Here is a 17,598-nt window from a genome sequence, read left to right as displayed (position 1 = left end):
AGTTACTTGTTCTACGTTCTTAATTACAAATACATTTCGGGTTTTTTGTTTCAGGCAGTTTACCCGGAGTAAGGTACCAATACGAAATTTTATGTTTGAGCCTATCAAAAAACGACTCACAGAAACCATTGGCAATAAGCTCTTTGCTATGTTTGTCCTTGTTCTGCTATTGACCATAGGCCCAATCGCTCTCCATGTACTTAATTCGGTAAACAGGTTCGGAGAATACTCCACTAGAGTGAGTGAAGATCAGATTCGTAAGCATGTTGTCGCATATTTGTCACACTTGGGTCATGAACAGGGTGAAAGGTACGAGGCATATTTGTCTGAATTTTCATCTGTGGCTGAGCTTGTTGCAGGCCAGGCTGAGGTGATGTACCAGAATCTTGCGGCACACGCGTCTCTTATTAAAACATCTGTTCCAATGGAGTACCAGGCAGAGAAAAAGATATTTTTCTCATCGGACAGTGAAGTTGTACCAACTCTATACTGGGGGAAAGGGTCACTCTCTACCTCCATCTTATCTGAGATTAATGCACTGAAAACCATTGATCCATTGTTTGTAAAGGCACAGGAACTTTTACCCGATTCAGTGGCGATTCATTTGGTTACAGATTCAGGTATAGCAAAATATAGCGCGGGAGGACTGAGGGGGGAGGATCTGCTACTACATTTCCCTCAATCCACCGATATTGACCTGCATGAGACAGTCGCTTTCTCCATCTTTTCAGATACAAATATTGAAGAAAAAAACAGACTCTGGACCAGTATTTATAAGGGATACCTCAGTGAGGAATTGATCCTGACCGCCGCCAGTTCTTTTAGAGATGAGGAGGGGCAGCTCAAAGGTGTTGTGGGGATAGATCTGCCCCTTAAAACCATTGTGGATGACATCATCCAGGCAGCGCACCATGAAGATGGAAAGGAAGGGAAGATACTCTTTTCTTTTATCGTAAATAGTGATGGGGCCATTGTGGTCTATCCAATGGAACTGTTGTCATTATTTGGTATGCCATCTGCTGTTAACAGTGATACAGCAAATAGTGAATTGTTATCATATAATCTTCGCGAGTCAACGAACCCGGACGTAGTCAATCTCATAGAGAAGATACTTGAAACAAAGTGCGTTGTGCAGCAACTGTTTCTTGAAGATGAAAACTATTTTGTCGCAAGTGAAAGTTTGTCCTCACAGGGATGGAAACTTGTGATGGTCGCAAAAGAGAGTGATTTGCTTGCTTCTGTTTCTCAAATAAAACAGGCGCTTGGAGGAGTTACCTCCTCTCTTAAGGTAAAGTTCATACTTTACACCTTCATTCTTGTTTTACTCCTCCTCATCTGCTGTTACCTCGCTGTGAGACATGTTGTTGGGCCAATTCAAAAACTCTCTCTGTTGGCCCAAAGTGTTGGAAAAGGAGATCTTTCAAAAAAATCGTGCCTTACTCGAAACGATGAGATTGGCGTTCTGTCAGACGCTATGAATGAAATGATTGACAGTCTTGCAGAGGCTGAATCCTTTAAGAAAGAGTATTTAAATAAGTTAAAAAATGGCATAAACGAACGAACTGCTGACCTGCACCGCAAGACCCTGTTGCTCAGTGAGGTTATGCGTAAGGTTCATAATGAAAGTGAAAAAAGAAAGAAGATATCTCTCGTTTTAAAAGAGAGGGAAAAGCAGCTTCTCACAACCATGGAAGCATCCCTTGCTGGTATATGCATTATACAGGGTAATAAGTTTAAGTATGTTAACTCCGCCATAGAGGAGATGTTTGGCTACTCCAAAGAAGAACTGGTTGATAAAAAAGGACCGATAGATTTGGTTGCAACCGAGTTTAACGCGGAGGTAATGCAACGGTTGACTCTTCGAGAAAAAGGTGAGGTAAACCAAAAGAGCGCTCCCCACCATGTCAAATGCAGGCGGAAAAATAATGAGGTCTTTGATGTGGAAGTGGATGGATCTTTTATCACCTGGAAGGGAGCTCCTGCCTCGGTTGGAACGCTTGTTGATATTTCAGATCATGTTAAAGACAAAGAGAAAATATCCCAAAACGAAAAGCGGCTTAAAGGGTTGCTTGATGAAAAAGATATCCTTCTCCGCGAGGTGTACCACCGTACCAAAAATAATATGCTGGTTATCATATCCATGCTTGCCCTGCAGATGGATGAGATTGAAGATGAGAAAGCCATTAAGATTTTTGAGGAGATGGAACACCGAATACGTGCCATGGCTCTCGTCCATGAAAACCTCTATCAGTCTAAAAATCTGGTTGAAATTAATCTGGGTGAATATCTGGCCAAAATGGCACGTACTCAGGTGGATCATATGACGTTTTCTGATCAGATTGAGGTGAGGTCTGATTATTGTCAGGTCACTGCACCCTTTGATAAGGTGGTACCCTTAGGCTTGATTGTGAGTGAGTTAATTACCAATGCCGTAAAATATGCCTTCCCGGCAGGACGAAAGGGTATAATTCGTCTACAGCTCACCAAGGTAAATGGCTTGTTACACCTCATCGTTGAAGATAATGGTGTTGGGCTTCCACCTGAGATCGAAACCGAAACCCCAACGTCTTTTGGCCTTCAGATTACGGCAAATATGATTACAAAACAGTTGGGCGGCACATTTGAAGTTCAAAAAAAGAAGGGAACCGCTTTTCATATAAAATTCACCCTCAAAAATATACATGGATAAGAAAAAGAAAAACGGCCTGATTCTCCTTGTTGAAGATGAAGTGCTTGTAGGTATGATGCTCAAGAAAAAAATTAAAGCCCATGGCTACGAAACAAGTGAAATCATTACAACGGGGGAGGAAGCCATAGAGCGAGCCCATCAGGATAAGCCTGACCTGTTGTTTATGGATGTTGCACTTCCTGGAGATATTGATGGGGTTGAGGCGGCACGGCAGATTAAGGAGCATTTGGATATTCCTGTCATCTTTTTTACAGGTAACCACAGGGATCAGCAACTCATCGAGCGATCAAGAGAACTCGAGCCTATTGCAATCCTAGACAAACTGGGCAGTTTTACGATGGTAATTCGAGCGGTTGAATTAGCTCTTGAACAGGATAACTGACGGGTATATTTAAAATTTCACTTTTGCCATAAAGAGATATACAATATTGAACATGGGTAAGGATCGCCAGGGATTGTTATTACAATTTACAAGGACGAGGCCATGTTTATTGATTCAAGAGATGTTCTTCCACATTTTGACCCACACTTCAAGATTTTCCATGATCTTATGCCCTTTAAGGTCCAGGAAATCCTGCTTGTTTCCAGTCTTTACGATGCGTATATCATGGAAGAAGATGGGAGTCTTGCGACCCGTCTGATAAGTGAATACCATGGTTTGAACCTGAGCAAGCCGCCTAAGATTACCAGAACCTCATCTGCTGAAGAAGCCCTTCAGCTCATAGAAAAAAAATCCTTTGATATGATTATCACCATGCCGTTTTTAGGCGGTATGGATGCCTTTGATTTTGGCACTGCCATAAAGAAAATCAGGCCCGACCTCCCTGTTATCCTCGTTGCCCATAATATGCGGGCAACATTTCCAGAGAGAATAGGAGATTATGGCATAGACAAGACCTTTCTCTGGTGCTGTGAGGCGGACCTGCTGCTGGCCATTATCAAAAATGTTGAGGACCATCGAAATGTGGATGCAGATACGCAGTCAGCGATGGTGCGGGTTATTATCTATGTTGAGGATTCTCCCCTCTATAGGTCGTTATTTCTTCCTCTTATTTATAATGAGATTGTTGGCCAGACCCAATCGGTTCTAAGCGAGAGTCTTAATGAACGTCATAGACTGCTCAGGATGCGGGCAAGGCCGAAGATCCTCATTGCAACTAATTACGAAGAGGCAATGGCGCTGTACAAGGCCTATAAGCCCAATGTGTTCGCAGTTATCTCTGATGCCAGGTATAAGCGGGCCGGGGAAATTGATGCCCATGCCGGCGGTAAATTCTTAGAGTATATTCGTTCTAAGTCCCATGATATACCTTTACTTATGGTGTCAACAGAGCAGGAGAATCGTCATCTTGCCCAGAGTATTCCTGCAGTTTTTTTAGATAAAAATTCACCTCTCATTCGCGATGAACTCCATAGTTTTTTTCTCAATTACTTAGGCTTTGGTGATTTTGTCTTTCGTATGCCCGATGAGACGGTGGTTGGCAAGGCATCAAGCCTTGGTGAATTTGAGCGACAGCTTGAGGTTATTCCTGAGGAGTGTTTGCGGTATCATACACTCAGGAACCATTTTTCTAACTGGGTAATGGCAAGGGCTGAAGTTGTTCTGGCCCGTCGAATTCATAAGGACTATATCGCTGATCTGAAAGATCTCTCCTGTATTCGTGATGATCTGGTATTTAAGGTCCATTCCCTTCGAAAACACAGGCAACAGGGGGTTGTGGTAAAATTCAACCCCAAGGCCTATGATCCTGATATCATGGATTTTGTCAAAATGGGTAATGGTTCCATGGGTGGAAAGGCGAGGGGGATTGCCTTTATGTGGGCATGTTTGCAAAGGGAGCATAACGAGAACTCAATTCTGAGCTCCCATCGTATAACGATTCCAAAAACCTGTGTTATCACCGCCGATGGTTTTGATACCTTTGTGGAAGAACAGAATCTCTACTATTGCAAAAAAATGCCCGATGAACATGTCGCAGACCTGTTTCTTGATGCAACACTACCCCAGTGGCTGCGCAGCGATTTGAGGGCATTTTTACAAAAGATGAAGAGTCCACTCTCTGTGAGGTCGTCGAGCCTGCTTGAGGATGGTCAGTTTAAACCCTATGCGGGGCTCTATTCAACATACTTTCTGGCCAATAATCATCCTGATTTTGAAGAACGCTTTGCCCAGCTTGAAAGTGCCATAAAACTTGTGTATGCCTCCACCTGGTTTGAAGGGCCAAGGGCTTTTTCCAAGGTAACCGGAATTGGCCGTGAAGATGCTATGGCAGTCATCATTCAGCAGCTTGTGGGGGAACAGTACGATAATTTCTACTACCCGGGCGTCTCAGGGGTGGCTCAATCCCATAATTATTATCCAGTTATGGGAATGAAGGCGGAGGAAGGGATCGCCCATATTGCAGTGGGTGTCGGCAAGACGGTTGTTGAGGGAGGTAAGGCGCTGTGGTTTTCTCCAGCTAAACCTAAAAAACTTGTTCAATTCTCCTCCGTTGATAATATGCTGAAATATAGTCAGCGTCAGTTTTTTGCCCTCGATGTGAGTCCAGAGAATTGCCTTGAAAGGGACACGTCAAACCTGGTGCTGAGAAACGTTCAGGACGCAGAGAAGGAAAATCCTATTTCTCTTTTGGCCTCGACGTATATTCCAGCTGAAGACAGGGTGCGGGATACTATTCTGCCCGGTCCAAAGATTGTTACTTTTGCACAAATGCTCAAGTACCGTAGCTACCCGCTTGCTGAAATTCTTCTGGAACTGCTCGCCATTTGCAGGGCTGGTATGGGAGGGGAGGTTGAAATAGAATTTGCCGTGGACGTTGACCCCGATTTAGGAGCATCTACCTTTTATTTTTTACAGGTTCGACCAATGATTACCGGGGGAGAGTATGCTGATGTGCAGATCTGTGACAATGAAATCGAGCGAGCGATTTGCAGGGTGAGTTCCAGTCTTGGTCATGGGCAGTTTGATACTATTCGTGATATCGTCTATGTGCATCCATCGAGTTTTGATGGATCTAAAACCAATGAAATGGCGCAGGAAATTGGGGTGATAAATAGACGCCTTCAGCTGGAAAAAACCCCATTTTTACTTATTGGACCCGGGAGATGGGGCTCTTCTGATCCATGGCTTGGTATTCCGGTACAGTGGGCTGATATCTCAGGTGTTGCTGCGATTATCGAGGTGAAAAACAACACCATAAAGGCTGATCCATCCCAGGGGACGCATTTTTTTCAGAATATTACATCCCTTGGAATTCCGTATTTAACTCTCGACGAGGCAGCGAACGAGAAAAGGACTGTGAATGATTTCCTGAAGTGGGAGTGGCTGGAGAGGCAGACCTTGGTTGAAAAGGGAAATTTTGTACACCATGTGCGCACAGAGGAACCATTTGTGTTGAAATGCGATGGAACTCGCTCAGAGAGCGTGATTGTGGACAAATGTGAACGATGTGAGACTGATTGTGAAGTGAACGGAAAAAAGGTGTGGAATCAGAAATCTATTTTTAATGGAGATTGATAATGGAAAGAGCCATTGAACTCATTCGTGAGAAAGATCCGGAGCAGCAGGAATTTCACCAGGCTGTTGATGAGGTGGTTGAAAGTGTTAAACCTGTACTGGATCGAAATATTGAATACCGTCAGCAGGGTATTCTTGAGAGGGTAACTGAGCCTGAGAGGGTCATAATGTTTCGCGTGCCCTGGATGGATGACGATGGGCAGGTTCATGTTAATCGAGGGTTTCGGGTAGAAATGAACAGTGCTCTGGGGCCGTATAAGGGTGGCCTTCGTTTTCATGCCTCTGTTAATCTTGGAATCATTAAGTTTCTCGCCTTTGAGCAGGTTTTTAAAAACTCACTCACTACACTTTCCATGGGGGGAGGCAAGGGCGGTTCCGATTTTGATCCTAAGGGAAAATCCGATAGCGAAGTAATGCGTTTTTGTCAGTCATTTATGGCTGAACTGCAACGACATATCGGGCCAAATACCGATGTTCCTGCTGGAGATATTGGCGTTGGCGCACGGGAAATTGGCTATATGTTCGGTATGTATAAAAAACTAAAAAATGAGTTTACCGGGGTCCTTACCGGCAAAAGTCTTGCCTGGGGGGGGAGTCTTATCCGTCCGGAGGCCACCGGTTATGGTGCTGTATATTTTGCAGCAGAAATGATGAAGACCAAAAGAGAGACTCTGGAAGGCAAAAATTGTCTGGTGTCAGGTTCCGGTAATGTGGCTCAATTTACAACGGAAAAGATTATTGAGCTTGGTGGCAGGGTGACTACGCTGTCAGATTCCTCCGGTTATATATATGATGAAGAAGGAATTGATACAGAAAAGCTTCAATTTATTAAAGAGTTGAAAAATATACGGCGTGGCAGAATACAGGAGTATGTAGATGCGTACGGAGGAGCAGTTTATGTACCTGTAGATCCCACTCTTGACCATAATCCATTATGGAGTCATAGGGCTGATTGTGCCTTTCCATGTGCGACCCAAAACGAGATAAACCAGCAGGATGCAGGTAATCTTGTTGCAGGTGGCGTTCAGTTGGTGTGTGAGGGTGCGAATATGCCCACTATGCCGGGTGCGGTGGATATCCTCCATGATCAGAATGTGCTTTTTGCTCCCGGAAAAGCAGCAAATGCTGGTGGTGTTGCCGTTTCAGGTCTTGAGATGGCTCAGAACTCTATGCGTTTATCCTGGCCTAGAAAAGAGGTGGATGATCGTCTTAAGCAGATTATGAAATCGATCCACACAACCTGTCTTGATGCTGCTGACGAATATGGTTCAACGGGGAACTATGTAGCAGGAGCTAATATTGCGGGCTTTGTTAAAGTTGTAAATGCGATGCTTGACCAAGGGTTAGTTTAAGGCTGCGGGCAAGAGCAAGATCGACTCTTGGTAAGGATTCTACAGAACAGGTATTTTGGAGTACGACAGAAGGTATGAAAGATGTAACTGCTATAACATATGATGCAAGGTGTCATCAGGAGTTCCAGGAAATATATCGAAGACTGCAACAGTATTTCTTCTCCATAAATATAGGCTGCCCATATGGGCTTGCTCATGTTGCCACCTTTCATCAAGCTACATTCTCTCCATTAAGTGAGCGGATATTAGAACTATTTTTAGCAGCAGGATATCGACGTAACGGGGATTGTCTCTATACAATGCATTGTGAAAATTGTAAGGCTTGTATCCCCATTCGTTTAAAAACTCAGATGTTTCGCCCTAACCGTAATCAAAAAAGAAGCGTTACGTTCAATAGTGATGTTGAGATAGAGTTTAAGCAGTTGAGGGTGGATGAGGAAAACCTTGATCTTTGTGAAAGGTTTCTAACGAAGAGATATCCCCGGGAAAACAATTCTGCCAAGGGTTATTTCCAGGATTTTTTCCTCACCAGGATCACGAGTAGTGCCCAGATAGAGTTTCGGGTTGCCGGGCGTTTAATCGGAACCTCAATTGTTGACATTGGAGATAACTGGTTGAATGCGGTCTATTTCTACTTTGATCCTGAAGAATCAAAGCGCAGTCTTGGCACATTTAATATCATGACACTCGTGGATATTTGTTTAGATTGGGGTGTCGATTATTTGTACCTGGGTTATCTCATAGAGGATGTTTCTGCCATGAGCTATAAGAAAAACTTTAACCCTCATTTTATTTATAGAGATGAAGAGTGGCAGCAGCGAGGTTGATACGGAGTCTACACTTCCCGCACAGGTTTCTCGTTTAATAGGTGTATATGTTGGAAAAAACTGCAAAAAATGCTATTGAGTGTCGGCTCTGTCATCACCATTGTCGTCTGGGTATAGGACAGATAGGGCGTTGTGGTGTGAGAGTGGGCGATGTAAAAGAAGTGAGAAGCCTTGTCTATGGTAAGTTGGTTGCAGAAAACATCGATCCGGTTGAGAAAAAGCCGCTTTTCCATGTATTGCCAGGAGAACTCACCTATTCCATTGCAACCCCGGGATGTAATTTTACCTGTAACCATTGTCAGAATAGTTCTATCTCACAGGTGGTCGGAGGGTTGCCCAACTGGTTGAACAGGGGACGCATTGTAACTGACTGCACTCCTGAAGATGTTGTGAGTCGTGCAGTTTCGTCCCGGTGTACTTCCATGAGTTACACCTATGTTGAACCAACTGTATTTCTTGAATTTGCCTTAGATTGTGCAGTTCTTGCCAAAGAGAGAGGACTCGGCAATCTTTTTGTTTCAAACGGCTATATGTCACAGGAATCTCTGGAGCAGATGGCTCCTCTTGTGACAGCGATTAATATCGATCTTAAAGCATGGAGCGATGATTTTTACAGGAAGGTCTGTGGAGCAAGTCTGGCCCCTGTTGTTGAAAATATCCGTAAATGTGTGGGACTTGGAGTGTGGGTCGAGGTGACGACTTTGCTCATTCCTGGAGTAAATGATAGTGTAGAAGAGCTAAAAGAAATAGCAGGTTTTTTAGCAGGTCTTGATCGTAATATTCCCTGGCATGTGACAGCCTTTCATCCAGCCCATAAGATGGCTTCAGTAGTTCCAACCCCGGAGTCCACCATAGATCTTGCCCTGCGAGTCGGCCACGCCGCTGGTCTTCGTTACGTCTATAGTGGTAATATCTCCGGGGCTAAAGGAACGTCAACACTCTGTCCCGGCTGTGGGACAACCCTCATCACGCGAAATCATTTCACTCTTTCAAGCAACCATGTGGGTAATGGTAACTGCCCCACATGTAAAGCTACAATCGCTGGAGTCTGGCGATAATTCCGTTTTAGTGTTCACTCTTTCTTTTTAAAAATAGAGCCCTGCTGACAAGCGTTAATAGAATGGCAAAGATCGCAGCTGCCAGACCAAGAAGTACATTGAAAAATGGTGGCGCAGCAAGGGCTATCCGAATAATGAGTGTTGAAAGGGCAAAGCCGGAGTTACGAAAAATTGCATAAAACGATGGTTGAAAGCACTGGGACAGTAGAACTACCAGAATATCAGCTAATATGAGAATGGTGTAGAAACTGTGGAGGAAGTCGGCGTGCTCTTGGCCAGTGATAGATGAAATTACACTGTCGATTCCGAGATAGGTAAAGACGACAAGAAGGATAATGGCAATGCCCTTTTTTGCCGCAACGAAGCTGAAAATATCAACGGGCTTCATCTTATCATCGGCTGGCTGGGCCTGAATCTTATAGTAGTAGCCGAGAAGCGCAAATATCAGCAGGGCACCAAAGCCGTCTGAAAGAATATTAAGTATTGCCTGCTGATTTCCCATAAATGAAATTGGTTCAGGGAAATATGACAGCTCTTTAAAGGCATTTCGCATGAGGATAAGTGCGAGTATTTCAAATTGTTTCCCCACAGACCGACTGAAGGAACAGGGGATGGTAAAAATAAGACTTATTACCTCAAGAATAAGCACCACTGTAAAAGCGGCTTGTACGGCAAAGAAATGGTTTAGAGGAATCATCCCGGAAAGAGATGTGGGCAGCAAACCCTGTCTATTCATTTCTATGGCAACAAGACTAATAAGAAAAAACAGCACAAGGGTGAGAGAAATCTTTTTGTGGAGTTTTTCATGTTCCCATATATGGTGGAGGGGATCAAAAATATAGGTAATTTTTTCGTAGAAATAATTCATAGTGCTTAAATCACCCTGAGGTGGATAAAAAATGTATTTGCGTTAAGGGGTAGAGTCTTTGCTGGTATTAAAAAAAACATCTCTACCACAGGGATAAAAGAAAGGCAATTACTCTGCCGATTGAGTAATTGCCTCAGGTTGAAAATAATTGTTCCGACAGTCCGTATCGCTGTTTTTTAGGGTTTACCGGAGCTTCTTTATTGTGTGAATGGGGTTAAATAGTTATTTCGCCGATTGAATTCTTGGGTTTGTCTTCTTTTTCCATGATAAATTCTGCCCACCCCCATGGAGCGCTGGTGATTTCAAAACCTACCATTTTGCTTATTGATTTCTTTTTTGTCCAGCGTGGTTTTGCATTAAGTTTAAAGCTTGCCGTGTTGTTTTGAATGACAACTGAGATCTTTCTGGACTTGTCATCGAGCCGTTTGGGGATATCTTCGAGCTGTAGGCCAAACCTGGAAATGTCTTTGACTGTTCCTGTAAAAAAACCTGTACCATCAGAGATATCAACTAAAAAATTCTGGCCTCCAATACGTTCATGTCGTCTTTTCTCCATAGCAACCTCATTATAAATCGGGTTAGTCTGATGTGAGATAATCCAATTAGCGTCCTTGGGTAGATTCAGGTTACCCTGTATATATATTAGTAATGATGCCTAGTTCTACAAGATGGAAAAGTGATTCATCAATTATTGCCCTGTAATGAATTGACCATTGTAGCTGTTGTTATTTTACGTCTTTATCTTCTTTCCCTTCCATTTTAAGCTGCTGTTTCTTTAGGCTATTCCACCAGTCGATCCGTTTTTGTATCTCCTTTTCAAAGCCAAATTTTGAAGGGGTGTAATAGTTGCTTTGTTTCATTTCTTCCGGGAGATAGTTCTGGTAAGAGTAGTTGTTCTCATAGGCATGGGAATAGCGGTACCCCTTATTATAACCGAGATCTCTCATGAGTTTGGTGGGTGCATTTCGCACATTCATTGGAGCCTTAAGATGGCTTGTTTTAATGGCGTCATCTTTTGCTGCAAAATAGGCGTCCTCTAAGGCGTTACTTTTAGGAGCCGTGGCGAGGTATACGGTTAGTTGACTAAGGGCAGTATTGGCTTCAGGCATACCAAGAAAGTGGACTGCATCTTTTATTGCAATGGCCTGGACGATGGCCTGGGGATCTGCCAGACCAATATCTTCAGATGCGATTCGTACGAGCCTGCGCGTTATGTAGAGAGGATCTTCCCCTGCTTCAACCATGCGTGCAAGCCAGTAGAGTGCAGCTTGCGGGTCACTGCCCCGTATTGATTTTTGAAATGCCGAGATAAGGTTGTAGTGTTCTTCCCCATTTTTATCATAAAATAGGGAGCGTTTACTGAGCAGGCTGATCACATCAGTGTCACTAATGGTGTCACCGAGTTCAGCATTTCTTGCTATGAGTTCCAGGTCGTTGAGGGCACGTCTTGCGTCACCTCCTGCTTTTTCAGCCAACAACTCAAGAGCAGAATCCTCAATTTCAAGACGTCTGCCCGTGTGGGAGACTGCCCTTTTAAGAATTGAAAAAAGATGATCTTCAGGTAATGGGTCAAGGAGGAAGACATGGCATCGGGAAAGAAGCGCTGGGATAACTTCAAACGAAGGGTTCTCAGTTGTGGCACCAATGAGGATAATGGCTCCGGATTCGATATAGGGCAGAAAGGCGTCCTGTTGTGACTTATTAAACCTGTGTATTTCATCCACAAAGACCAGAGTGGTTTTATTCTGATACAGATGTACCTGCTTGGCCTTTTCCATGAGTGCTTTGACATCGGCAATTTTACTGAGGACAGCACTAAAGGCACAAAACTTCATTGTTGTTTGCCCTTCAATAAGCCTGGCAATTGTCGTCTTTCCACTTCCCGGTGGCCCCCAGAGTATGAATGATCCATAGTTGTCTTTATCGATCATTTGCCGGAGTGCAGCCTGGGGAGCCAGAAGGTTAGCATGGCCCTTTATCTCATCCAGATGTCTTGGCCGAACTTTTTCTGCAAGAGGTACTTCTGTGGGCTCATTGGACTGTTCAAATATTGATCTCTGCATCAAATGTTCCTGTTATCTTCTAGAACACACGAGCAATGAGTTGTTAGTTTTGCTGTGCGTTTTTTTGCATACATTATGGTCGTGAGTCACTGCGACTACTCTTTGAGTTGGTTGAGCTGTAAGGTACGCATTTTTATAGATTGTTGCACGCGTTGATACATTTTATCCGTAATATTTTTGCAGAGAATTATGATACTAAATCTTTTAGATAGTATGGTGTGATATCATATCGTATAATATGGAACCTTCTTTTGCCATTAGTTCCATTGATAAAGCCCTGTTTTAGCGTTCAACTACCACAGCGTTAAAGCCTTCAGCAACTATATTGGACAGGAGCAGGTCACAGTCTTCTTCTTTGTAGCAGGCGCCAATAAGCAGGCGCTCTTCGATTACACCGGAGGAGGCATTGCGAATAGATGTGGAATATGGGAAGTGGGAACTGGCAAGTAGACTTTTGTAGAGAGGTCCCAGTTGCTCAAGGGTGCCACTGGTCCCGATCTGCACTGCATAGGGCAGGTGTCGAATAAAACCTTCACCGATGGTTTCTGCGGACAACTGGTCTTTAACCTTTTGCGCAGCATCCCTTGTGGAGAATGATCCTATGTATACTCTATGCCATATTCCTCTATTCTTAAGCTTAATGGAGGAGCTAAATGCTGGATAGCCAAGAGTTCTCAGCATGGATGCAACCCTGTAACATAATTTTAGAGATCTGCTGGAGCCTACCTGTACAGAGAATGGGTGGCTGAAGTTCTCGGCTGCGTGCACCTGGTTTTGAGATTCAAAGTTTAATATTGGAGGGGTTGGTCGTGCAGGAGGGATATCTTCTATTGGTTTGGCAACGTCCCAGGAGTTGGTGATTACATCTGATTCCTGTACCGTAGTGTTTTCAGCTCCTTGCAGACGAAGCGCCAGCTTTTCTTCAATCTGGGAAAGTGATTCGCCGAAGCCGGGAGTAGACCAGATGAGAAGTATAAAAAGCGAATAGCAGAAAATATTCAAGTCTTCACACTCTTAAGGTTATCACCACTAAACTGGATCCCAGCTAATTAGCATTTACAGGGATTACACCATTTTTATGGCTAAGTCGTCGTTGGAGTTCTTTTATCATATCATCGTGCTGAAAAAAGATCCGATTATATTTATGCCATTGAACCCCATTACCAGACCATTCTGCAACTTCTTTAATTCGATAAATAATTGGATCTGATGAAATGAGCGCTGCAGTTAGTTGACATCTCAGTAGGAATTCTCCATTTTTCGTATCAAACTTTTTAATGGCGTAGTGAGTTTGCAGGTATCCTGACTCAAAGTTGAGCTCTTTAAGGTCAGGAGAGTGTTTGACAACAGTATCAAGAAGGATTTCCCAGGCTTCCCGGCTTGTGATACCACTGCCCGTTCGGATCTGGATCCAGCTGTTTGTAGCAGGGGAAAAGGTGGTCGCTTCCCAGAGAGGACTCCTTGTGAGAGGTATGGAGACGTATCCTTGCTGCAATTCAGGAAGATCTTTGGTGACAATGAATTCCTCTTCGAAATAACCCTCTTTTTGAACAAAGAGCTCATATTGCTGATTGATATCAAAATCAAAAATATGTTGAAAAGGTGTCGGTTGTAAGGCTTCATCTCCGTTGATAAAAATCCGTGCCCCGTTGGGACTGGTCTTAATTGTCGCCTCAATGGAGGTTGTAGGGGCACATGAGCAGAGAAAAATAAGAGCTAACCCCGATACAAGGGATAAGTACCTTGGAAGTAATTTAAAGTTGGCAATGTCGCAAGGTTCTCCAATTTTACCGGAGTCTACGCTATCTGTTTTTAGGACAGCTTTTCTATAGTTAGGGACTAAAAATATGGAAACATGGGTTACTATTTTGTTTGTCATTATTATCATCAAAAACCTCTTACGAAGGGATGAGGATAGTACTTATAGTAGATTTTCAGACAATTACTCAGCCTTAAGTCCTTTGCTGTAGGTAACAAAGAAACCATCAACATCACCATTGTCGGAATACGTGTTGATAGTAAAAACTGACCAGCCTTTCTTGGCATACTCTTCATTGGATGCATTGAGAAGTTGAGTAAGTTTTTCCGGGTCATCTTCTTTTAGAAAGATAGTAAAAGTTTTTTCAACTGGAGCAATTTCAGAGCGGGCTGCAAGGCTTTCAGGTAACAGAGATGTCTCAGCTGCCTGAGGAGATGCAACTGCAAAGCATAGCTGGATGAGTGCGAGTGCGGTTATGCTAATGAGTAGATGGTTCATCATTCCCCCCGATAAATGCAAGTGATCAGTTATAGTATTAAATTGTAGTCTCTGTTCTTGTCAGGTTGCATAGTTGACAACATCTCAGCTTGTGAAATATGCGGGCTAAGTCCCATTCTAAAGATAATTAGCGTCAACGTGCACACTACTGTACGCTATATGCACTATGTTTGCCACTAGCTTCTAGGGAAGCTAACTGGAATTTCAATGAATGTTAGGGTGTTATGGTGAGTACAATTGCTGGATCAAAACCCTGTTATGAGATATCAAATGGCGGGCTACAGCTCGTTTTTATTTTGAAAAAATGAGTGCATCCCCAGGGGTTCCATTGTTATCTTTTCGCAAGGGATGGTTAGGATCAGCACATTTCCAAAAATAGAAATCGGCATTTTTTTGGGATTGGATGCGGGTGATTTTCTTTTTACAGCCTTTTTCTGGACAGGGTTCCTGAGGGGCCTGTGGGTCAACCACAGGTTTTCCGGGAGCACCATTGTCGTCTCTTAATAAGGGGCATTTGCCTTGTTTCCCGGTGGAACAAGCCCAGAAATAGTGGCCCATTTTGCGGTTACTCTCATAACGGATAAGATAGCCTTTTTCACAATGAGGACATTGTGGACCAGACTCGGGACGGTCCATAAAGGCAGCCCCTGGTGCACCGTTAAAGTCTGAGCGTAATGGGCAGCCGTTTTCTTTACCTGTGGAACAGACCCAGAAGAATTTTCCCTTCTTATTTTTGGATTCAAGACGGGATAAGTGACCACCGCAGGGGCATCGATATACCTTGCCCATGACCTCTTCTGAAAAACGGGTGGCAAGGGCGTACTTCACCATATTGGACATTCGCTTGGTGAGCTCTGCAATGAATTCTTCTTTACCTAAATCTCCCTCACAGATACGGTCCAGAGCATCTTCCCATATTGCGGTCATTCCCGGGTTTTTTAAAGAGGGATGGATTTTATCAATTAACTCCCTGCCCCTTGGGGTGGAGATAAGTGTTTTCCCTTTTTTCTCCAGGTAGTTACGGTTTTGAAGTTCCGTAATGATGTTTGTTCTTGTGGCGGATGTACCGATGCCTGAATTTTCTTTGAGCCTGGCTTTAATGACCGGATCATCGACGAACTTATGCACCTCGGTCATTGCCACCTGTAAAGAGGCCTCGGTAAATCTGCTTGGGGGTTTGGTGAATTTTTGTTCCTTATCCACACTGGTAATGGTAATGGGATCCCCTTTTTGCATTTTGGGCAGTAATTTTTCCTTTGTTTGCTGGTCGTTTAAAACCATCCAACCAAGAGATTTAATTGAAATACCGCTACCTTTCCACTTCTCCCCATTTACTTCAATTTCAGCACTGCTTGAGTAGTATTGGTAGTCTGGGTAGAATTGTTTGAGAAAACGTTTGGCAACAAGCTGGTAAATATTAACTTCTTCAGGGGAAAGGTTCCTTGGTAACACTTCAGTTGGAATGATACCATGGTGAGCTTCCGCACCTTGCTTCTTGGTATTCCAGGCAGGGGACTGCAGTGTTATATCTGCATCTGCTGCACCTTCTATTTGCTGTTTTCTTAGACATTCAATGATTGAAGGTGCATCTTCAAACATTTCGTTTGGTAAATACCTGCACTCGGTTCGCATATAGGTCAGGACCTTATGCCGTTCATACAGACCCTGGCCGATCTCAAGAGTTTGTTTAGGAGAATAGCCAAATTTATCCTCAGCTTTTTTTTGCAGATCAGAGAGTAAAAAGGGAAGAGGGGGCTTTTTCTTCTTAAGAGTATCCTTTTTAGTAACAACAACGCCAGGGGCACCTCGCATTTTCAAGGCGAGTTCATCCCCAATTTTTTCATTTACAAGGCGGCCTTCAGCATCAAGACCCTGGGCAAGTTCATCTGGCTCCCATGTGGCAACAAATGTACCTTCTTCGTGCTCAACATTAGCCCGCATGACCCAGTAGGGTTTCTTAGTAAATTGCTCTACTTCACGGTCGCGGTCTACCACAAGTGAAAGTGTTGGGGTTTGAACCCTGCCTGCTGAGAGGACAGTATCAGGCTGGCAGGCAGCAAGGGTGAGTCCACGGGTAACATTAATACCAACGAGCCAGTCCGCATTGGATCTGCAGATGGCGGCGTTTTTTATATTTTTAAATTCGTTATTATCCCTAAGATTTGAAAACCCTTTTTTAATGGTACGAATATCAAGAGCAGAAATCCACAGTCGCTCGGCAGGTCCTTCGTAGCCAAGAAAATCTAGAACCTCATCAACAATCAGTTGTCCTTCACGTTCAGGGTCGCCAGCATTAATGACCTTGTCCGTATTTTTTAAGAGGTTGTCAATGATCTGCAGTTGATCGCGGGTACGGGGAATTGGTTCGAGAATCCAGTTTTCAGGTATTATGGGTAGGTCTTCAGCTTTCCATCTTTTAAACTTGGGATCGTAGGCATCAGGATCAGCCTGTTCGAGGATGTGACCGATACACCAGGTACAGATGATATCCCCTTTACAGGAGAAAAAACCTCTTCCACGGCTTTCGATTCCAAGATAGGTTGCGAGATCTTTGCCAACGCTTGGCTTTTCTGCAATGAGTAGCGTTTTTCCCATTAATTACTCTTGTTATACCGGAGTTGTTTTGTGCTTCAAAGAGCTCTATATATGCAAACTTTTACGGGGAGTTTGCCTGATTCGCCAACTGAATTATGTAAAACATATTATACGTATTGTAACGTCAATCGATCGACTTTCCTATCCCACTTAGCAAAAAAAATCATCTAAAATTTTGACATAGAGCGAAGCTGTTCTACAGGTAACGACTCTTTTCTTCAATTGAACTAGAAGAGTAAAAGAGTATGGTTACGGATGGAGTTATAGGAGCAACACTGATATCGCCTATCTTTGGTATCTCCAGTATATCTGCAGTGCAAAGTTATGATTTTTTGCATGGCTTATCGAAGTAAAACTTAATTTTAAAAAGGA

13 protein-coding genes are annotated in these 17,598 nt (G+C 43.5%); 6 read left to right on the top strand and 7 right to left on the bottom strand.

Annotated features, from left to right (window positions below; all coding sequences use genetic code 11):
• Positions 1 to 91 precede the first annotated feature (91 nt).
• From ACX6CI_RS12260 to amrS, 6 genes are all read left to right on the top strand, one after another.
• On the top strand, positions 92 to 2,689 hold the full coding sequence (locus tag ACX6CI_RS12260; RefSeq protein ID WP_458773937.1) for a histidine kinase dimerization/phosphoacceptor domain -containing protein: 2,598 nt from the start codon (positions 92 to 94) through the stop codon (positions 2,687 to 2,689).
• A complete protein-coding gene (locus tag ACX6CI_RS12255) occupies positions 2,682 to 3,071 on the top strand; it encodes a response regulator (protein ID WP_458773936.1) in 390 nt (129 codons plus the stop codon). The genes ACX6CI_RS12260 and ACX6CI_RS12255 overlap by 8 nt, the downstream gene beginning before the upstream one ends.
• Positions 3,072 to 3,173: 102 nt before the next feature.
• Positions 3,174 to 6,206, top strand: a complete 3,033-nt coding sequence (locus ACX6CI_RS12250; RefSeq protein ID WP_458773935.1) for a PEP/pyruvate-binding domain-containing protein — start codon at positions 3,174 to 3,176, stop codon at positions 6,204 to 6,206.
• Between the two features lie 2 nt (positions 6,207 to 6,208).
• Entirely contained in the window at positions 6,209 to 7,558 is a 1,350-nt protein-coding gene (gdhA, locus tag ACX6CI_RS12245) for an NADP-specific glutamate dehydrogenase (protein ID WP_458773934.1), read from the top strand.
• Between the two features lie 74 nt (positions 7,559 to 7,632).
• Positions 7,633 to 8,385 carry an arginyltransferase gene (locus tag ACX6CI_RS12240; RefSeq protein WP_458773933.1) on the top strand — a complete coding sequence of 251 codons (753 nt, stop codon included), beginning with the start codon at positions 7,633 to 7,635 and terminating at the stop codon, positions 8,383 to 8,385.
• Between the two features lie 47 nt (positions 8,386 to 8,432).
• Complete coding sequence (gene amrS / locus ACX6CI_RS12235; protein WP_458773932.1) at positions 8,433 to 9,443, top strand: AmmeMemoRadiSam system radical SAM enzyme; 1,011 nt, start codon at positions 8,433 to 8,435, stop codon at positions 9,441 to 9,443.
• Between the two features lie 7 nt (positions 9,444 to 9,450).
• Here the strand turns inward: amrS and ACX6CI_RS12230 are convergent, their stop codons facing one another.
• From ACX6CI_RS12230 to ACX6CI_RS12200, 7 genes are all read right to left on the bottom strand, one after another.
• Positions 9,451 to 10,311 (bottom strand): hypothetical protein, encoded by an 861-nt coding sequence (locus ACX6CI_RS12230; protein WP_458773931.1) that lies wholly within the window; start codon positions 10,309 to 10,311, stop codon positions 9,451 to 9,453.
• A 214-nt stretch (positions 10,312 to 10,525) separates the two neighbouring features.
• Entirely contained in the window at positions 10,526 to 10,867 is a 342-nt protein-coding gene (locus tag ACX6CI_RS12225; RefSeq protein ID WP_458773930.1) for a PilZ domain-containing protein, read from the bottom strand.
• Between the two features lie 169 nt (positions 10,868 to 11,036).
• Positions 11,037 to 12,374, bottom strand: coding sequence for a replication-associated recombination protein A (locus tag ACX6CI_RS12220; protein WP_458773929.1), 1,338 nt, complete (start codon positions 12,372 to 12,374; stop codon positions 11,037 to 11,039).
• Between the two features lie 282 nt (positions 12,375 to 12,656).
• Positions 12,657 to 13,376, bottom strand: a complete 720-nt coding sequence (locus ACX6CI_RS12215; RefSeq protein ID WP_458773928.1) for an SPOR domain-containing protein — start codon at positions 13,374 to 13,376, stop codon at positions 12,657 to 12,659.
• A gap of 43 nt (positions 13,377 to 13,419) precedes the next feature.
• The gene (locus tag ACX6CI_RS12210; protein ID WP_458773927.1) at positions 13,420 to 14,262 is read right to left on the bottom strand and encodes a hypothetical protein; all 843 of its coding nucleotides are present in this window, start codon (positions 14,260 to 14,262) and stop codon (positions 13,420 to 13,422) included.
• Between the two features lie 54 nt (positions 14,263 to 14,316).
• A complete protein-coding gene (locus ACX6CI_RS12205; protein ID WP_458773926.1) occupies positions 14,317 to 14,634 on the bottom strand; it encodes a hypothetical protein in 318 nt (105 codons plus the stop codon).
• 288 nt (positions 14,635 to 14,922) lie between these two features.
• Positions 14,923 to 17,226 (bottom strand): DNA topoisomerase 3, encoded by a 2,304-nt coding sequence (locus ACX6CI_RS12200; RefSeq protein ID WP_458773925.1) that lies wholly within the window; start codon positions 17,224 to 17,226, stop codon positions 14,923 to 14,925.
• Positions 17,227 to 17,598 lie beyond the last annotated feature (372 nt).

Source organism: Desulforhopalus glucosivorans, from assembly GCF_054397165.1.
The sequence above is the reverse complement of the archived record's forward strand: the minus strand, read 5'-3'. Positions and strand labels throughout refer to the sequence as shown.

Bases quoted from the DNA above. Each gene is read 5' to 3' on its own strand.
- ACX6CI_RS12260 (WP_458773937.1), top strand. From the start codon at position 92: ATGTTTGAGCCTATCAAAAAACGACTCACAGAAACCATTGGCAATAAG.
- ACX6CI_RS12255 (WP_458773936.1), top strand. From the start codon at position 2,682: ATGGATAAGAAAAAGAAAAACGGCCTGATTCTCCTTGTTGAAGATGAA.
- ACX6CI_RS12250 (WP_458773935.1), top strand. From the start codon at position 3,174: ATGTTTATTGATTCAAGAGATGTTCTTCCACATTTTGACCCACACTTC.
- gdhA (WP_458773934.1), top strand. From the start codon at position 6,209: ATGGAAAGAGCCATTGAACTCATTCGTGAGAAAGATCCGGAGCAGCAG.
- ACX6CI_RS12240 (WP_458773933.1), top strand. From the start codon at position 7,633: ATGAAAGATGTAACTGCTATAACATATGATGCAAGGTGTCATCAGGAG.
- amrS (WP_458773932.1), top strand. From the start codon at position 8,433: ATGTTGGAAAAAACTGCAAAAAATGCTATTGAGTGTCGGCTCTGTCAT.
- ACX6CI_RS12230 (WP_458773931.1), bottom strand. From the start codon at position 10,311: ATGAATTATTTCTACGAAAAAATTACCTATATTTTTGATCCCCTCCAC.
- ACX6CI_RS12225 (WP_458773930.1), bottom strand. From the start codon at position 10,867: ATGGAGAAAAGACGACATGAACGTATTGGAGGCCAGAATTTTTTAGTT.
- ACX6CI_RS12220 (WP_458773929.1), bottom strand. From the start codon at position 12,374: ATGCAGAGATCAATATTTGAACAGTCCAATGAGCCCACAGAAGTACCT.
- ACX6CI_RS12210 (WP_458773927.1), bottom strand. From the start codon at position 14,262: ATGATAATAATGACAAACAAAATAGTAACCCATGTTTCCATATTTTTA.
- ACX6CI_RS12205 (WP_458773926.1), bottom strand. From the start codon at position 14,634: ATGATGAACCATCTACTCATTAGCATAACCGCACTCGCACTCATCCAG.
- ACX6CI_RS12200 (WP_458773925.1), bottom strand. From the start codon at position 17,226: ATGGGAAAAACGCTACTCATTGCAGAAAAGCCAAGCGTTGGCAAAGAT.